Source organism: Streptomyces sp. NPDC054786 (genome assembly GCF_053611685.1).
Genome location: NZ_JBSHAW010000056.1, coordinates 40,961 through 51,027, shown reverse-complemented (window position 1 = coordinate 51,027; position 10,067 = coordinate 40,961). Strand labels below are relative to the sequence as shown.

The 10,067-nt window shown below is 73.1% G+C and carries 7 protein-coding genes; 3 read left to right on the top strand and 4 right to left on the bottom strand.

Annotated features, from left to right (window positions below; all coding sequences use genetic code 11):
* Positions 1-144: 144 nt before the first annotated feature.
* The 4 genes from ACWGI6_RS34250 to ACWGI6_RS34235 all read right to left on the bottom strand — a co-directional run bounded on the left by ACWGI6_RS34250 (position 145) and on the right by ACWGI6_RS34235 (position 5,917).
* The gene (locus tag ACWGI6_RS34250; protein ID WP_453271104.1) at positions 145-2,586 is read right to left on the bottom strand and encodes a transglutaminase family protein; all 2,442 of its coding nucleotides are present in this window, start codon (positions 2,584-2,586) and stop codon (positions 145-147) included.
* 136 nt (positions 2,587-2,722) lie between these two features.
* Positions 2,723-4,105, bottom strand: coding sequence for a DUF58 domain-containing protein (locus tag ACWGI6_RS34245; RefSeq protein ID WP_453271103.1), 1,383 nt, complete (start codon positions 4,103-4,105; stop codon positions 2,723-2,725).
* Positions 4,105-5,124: an AAA family ATPase gene (locus ACWGI6_RS34240; protein ID WP_393909696.1), complete on the bottom strand. Its 1,020-nt coding sequence runs from the start codon at positions 5,122-5,124 to the stop codon at positions 4,105-4,107. Before ACWGI6_RS34240 ends, ACWGI6_RS34245 begins: the two co-directional genes overlap by 1 nt.
* Before the next feature lie 232 nt (positions 5,125-5,356).
* Positions 5,357-5,917 (bottom strand): beta-class carbonic anhydrase, encoded by a 561-nt coding sequence (locus ACWGI6_RS34235; RefSeq protein ID WP_393909695.1) that lies wholly within the window; start codon positions 5,915-5,917, stop codon positions 5,357-5,359.
* A gap of 507 nt (positions 5,918-6,424) precedes the next feature.
* On the opposite strand from ACWGI6_RS34235, the gene rsmH reads away from it, so the two are divergent.
* From rsmH to ACWGI6_RS34220, 3 genes are read left to right on the top strand one after another with little or no spacing between them, the layout of a single operon-like run.
* Complete coding sequence (rsmH, locus tag ACWGI6_RS34230) at positions 6,425-7,393, top strand: 16S rRNA (cytosine(1402)-N(4))-methyltransferase RsmH (RefSeq protein ID WP_453271102.1); 969 nt, start codon at positions 6,425-6,427, stop codon at positions 7,391-7,393.
* Positions 7,390-8,061, top strand: coding sequence for a septum formation initiator family protein (locus tag ACWGI6_RS34225; protein WP_453271101.1), 672 nt, complete (start codon positions 7,390-7,392; stop codon positions 8,059-8,061). Before rsmH ends, ACWGI6_RS34225 begins: the two co-directional genes overlap by 4 nt.
* A 7-nt stretch (positions 8,062-8,068) precedes the next feature.
* Positions 8,069-10,051, top strand: coding sequence for a peptidoglycan D,D-transpeptidase FtsI family protein (locus ACWGI6_RS34220; RefSeq protein WP_393909692.1), 1,983 nt, complete (start codon positions 8,069-8,071; stop codon positions 10,049-10,051).
* Positions 10,052-10,067: the final 16 nt, after the last annotated feature.

Here is a 10,067-nt window from a genome sequence, read left to right as displayed (position 1 = left end):
CCGGGGGTGTGGTGTACACTTCTCGGGTGACCCCGGCCCGGGGCCACCACCGGCCCGGCGCGGTGTGCCCGGGTTTTGTTGTGGTGGGGCCCCCCCGGCCGGTGGGGGCGCCCACCACACGTTTTCCGTGCCAGATGCCGCTGGCTACGCCCGCTGCCGGCCTGGCCGGAGGGCGGCAGCCGCGCGCCGTGCCGAGGCCACCGGGCGGCTGCCGCGGCAGCGGAGCAGCCATGCCGTCCAGCGGGCGGACCAGGCCCAGCGGAGGCGGGCCACGGAGCGCGGGGCGAACTGGGCGCGCAGCCGCATGCCACGGGTCGCGCCGGCCCGCAACCCGGCCCGCACCTGTTGTACGTCGAGGGCGAGACCGGACACCGGCTGCGGTTGCGGTGCGTACAGAACCTGCTCGACCGCCGCCGCAACGCGCTGGGCGGCCGCGGCGGGCTCCGGTTGCAGTTCTCCGAGCTGAATGATCCGCGTCGCCGCCTTACGCGGAGTCAGCGACTCGTCCGGCAGGATGCCGAAGTCCCAGGCGGTGTCCAGCAGCTCCCGCCAGGCGGCGAGGGTGCCCGCGGCGAAGTCCCCGTCCGGACCGTCGGCCGCCAGCCGTCTGGAGCGCGTACGCAGACGCCACAGCAGCGGGGCCGTGGGCAGCAGCAGGACGAGCAGGGCGGCCAGTGCGATACCGGTGGCCGCCCAGGGGGACGAGCCGCTCTCCGGGGGGCGGGCGCCGGGATCCGTGGGCAGCGTGACACATCCCGGGCCGGACCCGGACCGCTGCTCGCCGGGGCCGCACGACGGGGCCGCGGAGGGCCCCTCCGAGGGTGCCGCGGACCGGGAGGGCGCGGGGTCCGGGCCGCCGGGGTCGGCGGTGCCCGGGGTTTCGGGGTACGCGTAGTCAGGGATACTGCCGCGGCTCGGGGTCGGCTCGAAGCGGGTCCAGCCGATGCCCTGGAAGTACAGCTCGGGCCAGGCATGTGCGTCCTTCAGGCCGACCGAGGTCGTGCCGTCGGGCTGCTTGGTGCCCGGGGTGAATCCGACCGCGACCCGGGCCGGGATGCCCAGCGTCCGGGCCATCGCCGCCATCGAGAAGGAGAAGTGGACGCAAAAGCCCTCCTTCTGCCGCAGGAACCGCACAATGGCCGCGGAACCGCTGCCCGCCCGGACGTCCGTGTTGTAGCTGAAGCCGCCGTTGAGCGCGAACCAGTCCTGGAGCTTGACGGCCTTGGCGTAGGTGGTCGGTGCGCCGCGGGTGACCCGGCGCGCGGTGGTCCGTACGACCGGGGGCAGCGAGTCCGGCACCTTGGTGTACTCGCGCAGCAGGCCGGCGGGCGGCGCCGGCGCGGCGGCCAGCTGCCCTGACGTGGGCCGCACTTGGAGGCTCTCGACCTGGTACTGCAGGCCGTGGGTGTTCTGCCCGCGGTCCCCGACGAGCGTGCGGCCCCTGGGCTCGAAGCGCCAGCGTCCGGAAATGTCCACCTTGGACGCCGGGTAGGGGAGCGGCAGCCAGTTCTGGGCGTACCACTCGGCGGTCGAGATGGAGGTGTTGATCCGGTTGAGGCCGACCGCGGAGCTGAGGCCGGGCGGTCGCGGGAGCTGCTCGGGGACATCCGTGACCGTACGCTCGGACGGCTTCCAGGTCGTGCCGTCGAACTGGTCGAGGGCGACGATCCGCAGATACAGATCGCGGGTGTCGGAGGCGGTGGTGCGGTAGTTGAGGACTTCCTTGTCCTCGGGCTGGTTGAGGCTGTCCTGCAGCGACACCAGCGGGTTCACCGCGGAGATCGTGCCACCGCCGCCGCCGGGCCCCGCGCCGCTTCCGGAGGCGCCCAGCAACCCGCCGCCGAGGGAGGGCAGCACGGCGGGCACCACCACGGCGAGCCCGAGCGCCAGCGCGCCGATCCTGCGGCCCGTGCGGACCGGGGCGTACGCCGGCCCGTCGGCGCCGGTGGCGAATCCCCGTCCGCCGCCCGGCAGGTCGGCTCCGGCGCCCGGCCCGCCGAACACCCGGCCCCACTGGGACAGCCGGTCGCGGCCCTCGGCCAGCAGAAGCAGCAGATATCCGGCCGCCGCAATCAGGAACAGCAGCCAGCCCGCGCCGCCCTGGGACAGTCCCGCCGCCACCGAATACAGCGCGAGCAGCGGCAGCCCGGCGGGCGCTGCGCTGCGGTAGGTGACGGCCAGCGCGTCCACGGCCAGGCCGATCACCAGCACGCCGGCGATCAGCAGCAGCCGGATGCCGGGGGTGACCGGGGCGGGGATGGCGTACCGGCCGACGTCCTGTACGCCGTCCTGCAGCAGTCGGCCGAACTCCGCGACGGCGTCCGGGCCCGGCAGCAGTCCGAGGACCGCCTCGTTCCGGGTGAACAGCAGGGTCATCAGCAGGACGGCGGCCAGGGCCTGTGCGCCGATGGTCAGCGGTCCGGCGAGGGGCACCCGGCGGGCGGCCGCGCCCACGCCGCTCATGATGGCCAGCAGGATCGCTGCCTCGAAGATCCAGGTGAGGGGATCCACCAGCGGCAGCAGCGAGCCGGCGGCACACAGGGTGGCCACCGCCGCGCACAGCGCCAGCCGCGCCCGGCCGCTCATGCCCGTGCCTCATTTCCCTCGGGACCCGGGCACCGCCCGCACGGTCCGCCGACCCGGCCGCGGTGGCGGGGTGCACCCGGTTCCCCGTCCCTCAGCGGCCGCCCGTCCGTAGGCCGTCGCATGTCCACGCCCCCGTTCATGACCAGCCCCCGGTCACCGTCTCCGGCGCGCCCGCGTCCGCCGGCCGGTGCGGCTCCGCCCCGCTACGGTCCGCGGCCGTACGCCACAGGTCGGCGAGCGCCTCGCCCGGAGTCACCGGCAGCGCCGTCCAGCCCGCCCTGCGCAGCAGCCGCAGCCGTTCGGCCACCGGGACCTGGCCGCCGGAGAATCTGATGCCGCCGGGGCCCCGCGTCCAGGCGTCGCCGTCCAGGACGAAGGCGACGGCCGCGCCGCTGCGCTGCCGCATCCGTCCGGCGACCGCCGCCTGCTCCTCGTCCAGATCGCCGAAGAAGGCGATCAGCAGTCCTTCGCTGCCGCTGCGCACGGCGTTGTACGCCGCCGACAGCCCCTCTTCCTCGGAGTGGTCCACGACGGCGAGGGTGTCCAGCAACAGGCCCATGGCGTCGGCGGATTCGGCGCCGCCCGCGAAGCCGCCGGCGCCGTCGGGGCCCGGCACCGAGGTGCCCGTGTCGGTCAGCAGCCGCACCGAGAAGCCACGCTCCAGCAGATGCACCGCGGCCGAGGCGGCGCCCGCCACCGCCCACTCGAAGGCCGAGTCGGGGCCCGCTCCCGGGTGGGCGATCCCGCGGGTGTCGAGCAGGACCGTGCAGCGCGCCTTCTGCGGCTGCTCCTCCCTGCGGACCATCAACTCGCCGTAGCGCGCGGTGGACCGCCAGTGGACCCGGCGCAGATCGTCGCCGTGCCGGTAGTCGCGCGGAATGAGATCGTCCTCGCCGGTCAGCGCCAGGGAGCGCCGGCGTCCGTCGCCGTACCCGGCGGCCTCGCCCGCCAGCCGCACCGGCGGCAGCGGTTCGACCCGCGGCACCACCGTCAGGGTGTCGACGGCGCTGAACGAACGGGTCAGCTCGCACATCCCGAAGGGGTCGGAGAGCCGCAGTTGCAGCGGTCCCAGCGGATAGCGTCCGCGCAGATCGGAGCGGACGCGGTAGGAGACCTCGCGGCGGCCGCCGGCTTCGACCCGGTCCAGGACGAAGCGCGGCCGGGGCCCGAGGACGTACGGCACCCGGTCCTGCAGCATCAGTACGCCCGTCGGCAGCCGGGAGATGTTCTCCATCCGCAGCCGGACCCGGGACTCGGCCGCCGCGGGCACCCGGGCGGGGGAGAGCGTACGGCTGCCCGCGACCCGGTAGCGGGTGCGGTGCAGGACCAGGACACACACCAGTGGGAGGGCGGCGAGCAGAAGACCGACCCGCAGCAGATCCGCCTGTCCCAGGAGGTAGGAGCACGCCATGGCAGCCACCCCGGCCGCCAGGAACGATCTGCCCCGCGTCGTCAGCCCCCCGAGGGCCGCCCGCAGTCCGCTGCGCCCCGGCGTCCCCTCGCCGCCCCCCTCGGACATCACAACCCCCGTACGCCGGGCGGCTGCTGGCCGGGTGTCCGCCAGGCCTGCGCGGACGGGTCGGGGACCGGGACGCGCTGCAGGATCTCCAGCACGATCTGTTCGGCCGTCCGGCGGTTCAACTGGGCCTGGGCGGTGGGCAGCAGCCGGTGCGCGAGCACCGCCGCCGCCAGCGACTGGACATCGTCCGGGAGGGCGTACTCCCGCCCCAGGAGCGCGGCCGAGGCCTTGGCCGCGCGCAGCAGATGCAGGGTCGCCCGCGGCGAGGCGCCGAGCCGCAGCTCGGGGTGGCTGCGGGTGGCCGCCACCAGGTCCACGGTGTATCTGCGCACCGTCTCGGCGACATGGACCGTACGCACCGCCTCGATCAGCTTGAGGATCTCGTGGGCGTGCGCGACCGGCTGGAGGTCGTCGAGCGGCGAGGCGCCGCCGTGCACGTCCAGCATCTGCAGCTCGGCCGCCGGGCTGGGATAGCCGATCGACACCCGCGCCATGAAGCGGTCCCGCTGCGCCTCGGGGAGGGGGTATGTGCCCTCCATCTCGACCGGGTTCTGGGTGGCGACCACCATGAACGGGCTGGGCAGCTCATAGGTCTGCCCGTCCATCGTGACCTGGCGCTCCTCCATGGATTCCAGGAGCGCCGACTGGGTCTTGGGCGAGGCGCGGTTGATCTCGTCGCCGATCACGATCTGGGAGAAGATCGCGCCGGGCTTGAACTCGAAGTCCCGCTGCTGCTGGTCGAAGATGCTCACGCCGGTGATGTCGGAGGGCAGCAGGTCGGGCGTGAACTGGATACGCCGCACCGAGCAGTCGATGGAGCGGGCGAGCGCCTTGGCGAGCATGGTCTTGCCGACGCCGGGCACATCCTCGATGAGCAGATGTCCCTCGGCCAGCAGCACGGTCAGCGCGAGCCGTACGACCTCCGGCTTGCCCTCGATCACGCCCTCCACCGACCGGTGAACACGCTCCGCGGTGGTGGTCAGATCGCTGAGGCTCGCTCGTTCGTCATACGTCGTCACTCGGCCCTCCTCGGCCCCGTACTACGGGCCGATGCCCCCTGTGCGGACCCGGCCCACCCCGAAAGTGTGCGTCGCACCCGGCACCGCCAAGACGACGTCACTCACGCATTCTTGCCGCCCGCGCGGCTTCGCGTCATGACCTGTGGATAACTCACAAGGATAAGTCCCGGCCTTCCCGGCGAATCCGGCTTTCCGGGCCGGTCCGCACATCGGCCGGACCGGCCCCGGAGCGTCAGGGCCGCGGGTCGATCTCCCGGAGCAGCCCCGTGGTCACGTCGAAGACGAAGCCGCGGACATCGTCGGTGTGCAGGAGGAAGGGCGAGGTGCGCACCCGCTGCATGGACTGCCGTACGTCCTCGTCGAGGTCCTTGAACGCCTCGACGGCCCAGGTGGGACGCTGCCCGACCTCGGCCGCCAGGTCGTGGCGGAAGTCCTCGGTCAGGCTGAGCAGACCGCAGCCGGTGTGGTGGATGAGGACGACCGAGCGGGTGCCGAGGGCACGCTGGCTGATGGTCAGGGACCGGATGATGTCGTCGGTGACCACACCGCCGGCATTGCGGATGGTGTGGCAGTCGCCGAGCTCGAGGCCCAGCGCGTCGTGCAGGTCGAGCCGGGCGTCCATACAGGCCACGACGGCGACCTTGAGCACGGGCCGGGCGTCCATCCCGGGGTCGCTGAACGCATCGGCGTAGCGCTGGTTCGCCTCGACGAGTCGGTCGGTGACGGTGTCACCGGCACGGCCGCCGGCGCTGTCGGCGGACGGGGGCAACGGCTGCGATGCAGGTATGGGCATGGATTCAAGGTAATCGTCACCCGGCCTTTCGGCTGCATGAGAGGTGGGGCATAGGGGTCAACTTCACCCCTTGTGAGGTAATCCACAGGGCCGTCCGTGTCACCGCCGTCCGGGTGAGAAGCCCGCGGGAAAGGTGGCGCGAAAGCCGTCGGAGGACGCGCGGAACCGGTTGATTGACCGGGACAGCCGGTGGACTAAAGTGGCGCGAAGTGGGAGGCGTGACGCTCTCCTTGGATACCGGATTCCTCGCGTGCGCGCATCGTACGTACGGCTCGGCCTCCTCCCGCTCCCATGGTCTTCCGACGTCACTTCCCCGTCGCCGGAGGGCCACTTCCCCTTCAGAGCGGGCGGGGACCAAGCGGTACGTGCGGCAACCCCCCAGCCAGCGGCCGGGGACCCACCTGCCGCCCAGCCCATCGGAAGGCACATGAGCGAGCGTAGCGAGCGATTCAGGAAGCGGTGCGCGCGTGGCGCCTGCAGGCGGGCCGAGCGCAGCGGGGCCGTCGTATGACCAACAACACTCGCCACGTCCCCGTCATGCTCCAGAGGTGTCTGGACATGCTCGCCCCCGCCCTCGCCGAGCCCGGCGCGGTCGTCGTGGACTGCACGCTCGGACTCGGCGGGCACAGCGAGGCACTGCTCTCCACCTTCCCGGCGGCCCGGCTGATCGCGCTCGACCGCGACCCGTCCGCCCTGAAGCTCGCGGGCGAGCGGCTCGCCCCGTACGGAGAGCGCGCCACCCTGGTGCACGCCGTCTACGACGAGCTCCCCGAGGTCCTCGACCGTCTCGGCACCCCGCGCGTCCAGGGCGTCCTGTTCGACCTCGGGGTGTCCTCCATGCAGCTCGACGAGGCCGACCGCGGCTTCGCGTATGCGCAGGACGCCCCGCTGGACATGCGGATGGACCAGACGACCGGCATCAGCGCCGCGGACGTCCTCAACACCTATGCGCCCGGTGAGCTGGTCCGGATCCTGCGCTCCTACGGTGAGGAGAAGCAGGCCAAGCGGATCGTGGAGGCCGTCGTACGCGAGCGCGCCAAGGAACCGTTCGCCAACAGCGCGCGGCTGGTCGAGCTGATCCGTGACGCGCTGCCGCAGGCCGCCAAGCGCACCGGCGGCAATCCCGCCAAGCGCACGTTCCAGGCACTGCGCATCGAGGTCAACGGTGAGCTGGCGAGTGTCGAGCGCGCCGTTCCGGCGGCTGTGAAGGCGCTCGCCGTGGGCGGCCGGATCGCCGTGCTCTCCTACCAGTCGCTGGAGGACCGGCTGGTCAAGCAGGTCCTCGCGGCCGGAGCGGCCAATACGGCGCCGGCCGGGCTGCCGGTCGTCCCCGAGCGCTACCAGCCCCGGCTCAAGCTGCTCACCCGCGGCGCCGAACTCCCCACGGAGGAGGAGGTCGCCGAGAACCGCCGCGCCGCCCCTGCCCGGCTGCGCGGCGCAGAGCGCATCCGCGAGATCGTCGAGGACACCGCGTGAGAGGCCAGGGGGTGCCGCGCGGCAGGCAGAAACGCTTTGCCGCGCTGTTCCCCTCCGGCGTCGGCACCGCGGCGCGCACGCCCTTCGTGCTCCTCATCGTCGTCCTGCTCGGCTCCGGCCTGATCACCCTGCTGCTGCTCAACTCGGCCCTCAACCAGGGGTCGTTCGAGCTCAGCAAGCTGGAGAAGAAGACCGACGAGCTGACGGACGAGCAGCAGGCGCTGCAGCAGGATGTGGACGCGTACTCCGCCCCGGGCGCGCTGGAGCGGCGGGCCCGCCGACTGGGCATGGTGCCGGGCGGCAGCCCCGCGTTCCTGCTCCCGGACGGCACCGTCCGCGGCAGGACGAGCGCGGCCACGTCGGACGGGGCGCCGCTGAGCACCTCCGCCGAGCCGTCGAGGCCGGGCACGGCCGGCCCCACCGTCCCGTCCGCACCGCCCGTCCCGCCGGAGCCGCCGGCCGTGCGGCCGCCGGTGCCGGCGACGGCGGGTGCGCCGGGCCCGGACCGCGCAGCGCTGACACCGGGCGACCCCGCCCCGCCGGCGCCGGCGGCCGCCCCGGCCTCCCTGGTCTCCTCCGCCCCGCGCATCCCGTTCGCCGGTACCGCCTCCGCCGCACCCGAGGCCGACGCCGCGGCCGCCCTCTTCCCGACGACCTCCGGCAGGTGATCGCGGCATGACCGAGCCCAGGGACCCTCGCCGGGTGCCGCGCCCCGCCCAGCGCGGCGGCCGCGCCGGCCGCCCGCCCGCCAAGCGCCCCGCGTCCCGGCCGGGTCCCAGGCCCCCCGCCCGGCGCCCCGCCGCCCGCCCCCGCTCCGGGCCCCCGGCGCTCCGCCTCGGCAGCCCGCGCCCCCGGCTGCGGCTGGTCGCCCTCGCACTGACGCTGGTGATGCTGGTCTTCGTCGTACGGCTCTTCCAGGTGCAGGCCGTGGACGCCGGGGCGTTCGCCGCCAAGGCCAACGAGAACCGCTATGTACCGGTCAAGCTGGCCGCCGAGCGCGGTGCGATCACCGACCGGAACGGCGTGGACCTCGCCACCACCGTCGATGCGTACGACATCACCGCCGACCCGAGCCTGCTGGCGCCCGGCAAGACCAAGATCGACGACGCTCCGCAGCGGGCCGCCGCGCTGCTCGCGCCGATCCTCGGCGAGGACCGGGCCACCCTCACCGAGAAGCTCGACCGCCCCAAGGCGCGCTACGTCCTGCTCGCCCGGCAGCGGACCCCGCAGATCTGGAAGCGGATCAAGGACCTGCGCAAGAGCCTCGACGCCAAGGCGGCCGCCGCCCCCAAGAGCGCGCCCCGGCCCGATGTCCTGGTGGGGATCTTCGCCGACAAGCACAGCAAGCGCCTCTACCCGAACCAGAACCTCGCCGCCGGCGTCCTCGGCTTCGTCAACGGAGCCGGCAAGGGCGGCGGCGGCCTGGAGGCGCTGCTGAACAAGCAGCTGGCGGGCAAGGACGGCAAGCTCGTCTACGCCCAGTCCGGTGGCCGCCGGGTGCCCACCGCCGACACCCAGGAACACCCTGCCGTCCCCGGCAGCGACGTCGAGCTGACCCTCGACCGCGACATCCAGTGGGCGGCCCAGCAGGCCATCACCCAGCAGGTCGCCAAGTCGAACGCCGACCGCGGCTATGTCGTCGTCCAGGACACCCGCACCGGGGAGATCCTGGCGCTCGCCAATGCGCCCGGGTTCGACCCCAACGAGGTCTCGAAGGCGGACCCGGAAGCGCTGGGCAATGCCGCGCTGTCCGACGCGTTCGAGCCGGGGTCCACCAGCAAACTGATGTCGATGGCCGCCGTCCTGGAGCAGGGTGTCGCCACGTCGTCCACCCGGGTCACCGTGCCCAACCGGCTGCACCGCGGCGACCGGCTGTTCGCGGACGACATCGACCACGCCACCTGGCATCTGACGCTCAACGGTGTGCTCGCCAAGTCCAGCAACATCGGCACGATCCTCGCGGCCGGCCAGCTCGGCAGGACCCAGCCCGCCGCCAACCAGGTCCTCTACTCGTATCTGCGCAAGTTCGGTATCGGGAAGCCGACCGGGCTCGGCTTCCCCGGGGAGACCGACGGCATCCTGGCCAAGCCGCAGGACTGGAACACCTCGCAGCAGTTCACCATCCCGTTCGGCCAGGGGCTGTCCCTCAACGCCGTACAGGCCGCCTCCGTCTACTCCACGATCGCCAACGGCGGCGAGCGCATCGCTCCCTCATTGGTCCGCGGCAGCACCGGACCCGGCGGCCACTACGCACCGGCGCCCAAGCCCGACAGGAACCGCGTGGTCAGCCGGAAGACCGCGAGCACGCTCGCCACCATGCTCGAATCGGTGGTCGACGACGAGGAAGGCACCGGAGCGAAGGCGAAGATCGACGGCTATCGCGTCGGCGGCAAGACCGGCACGTCCAACCGGGTGGACCCCAAAACCGGCCGCTACCACGGCTACACGGCGTCCTTCGCCGGCTTCGCACCCGCCGACAAGCCCCGCATCACGGTCTACTGCGCCGTTCAGAACCCCACTACGGGCAGCTACTTCGGCGGCCAGGTCTGTGGCCCGATCTACCAGCAGGTCATGGCCTTCGCGCTGAAAACCCTCCAGGTCCCGCCGACCGGCGCCAAGCCCCCGAAGCTGCCGGTCACCTTCACGCCAGGCCAATGAAATCGAGGCTATCCCG

Bases quoted from the DNA above. Each gene is read 5' to 3' on its own strand.
- rsmH (WP_453271102.1), top strand. From the start codon at position 6,425: ATGACCAACAACACTCGCCACGTCCCCGTCATGCTCCAGAGGTGTCTG.
- ACWGI6_RS34220 (WP_393909692.1), top strand. From the start codon at position 8,069: ATGACCGAGCCCAGGGACCCTCGCCGGGTGCCGCGCCCCGCCCAGCGC.
- ACWGI6_RS34245 (WP_453271103.1), bottom strand. From the start codon at position 4,105: ATGTCCGAGGGGGGCGGCGAGGGGACGCCGGGGCGCAGCGGACTGCGG.
- ACWGI6_RS34250 (WP_453271104.1), bottom strand. From the start codon at position 2,586: ATGAGCGGCCGGGCGCGGCTGGCGCTGTGCGCGGCGGTGGCCACCCTG.
- ACWGI6_RS34235 (WP_393909695.1), bottom strand. From the start codon at position 5,917: ATGCCCATACCTGCATCGCAGCCGTTGCCCCCGTCCGCCGACAGCGCC.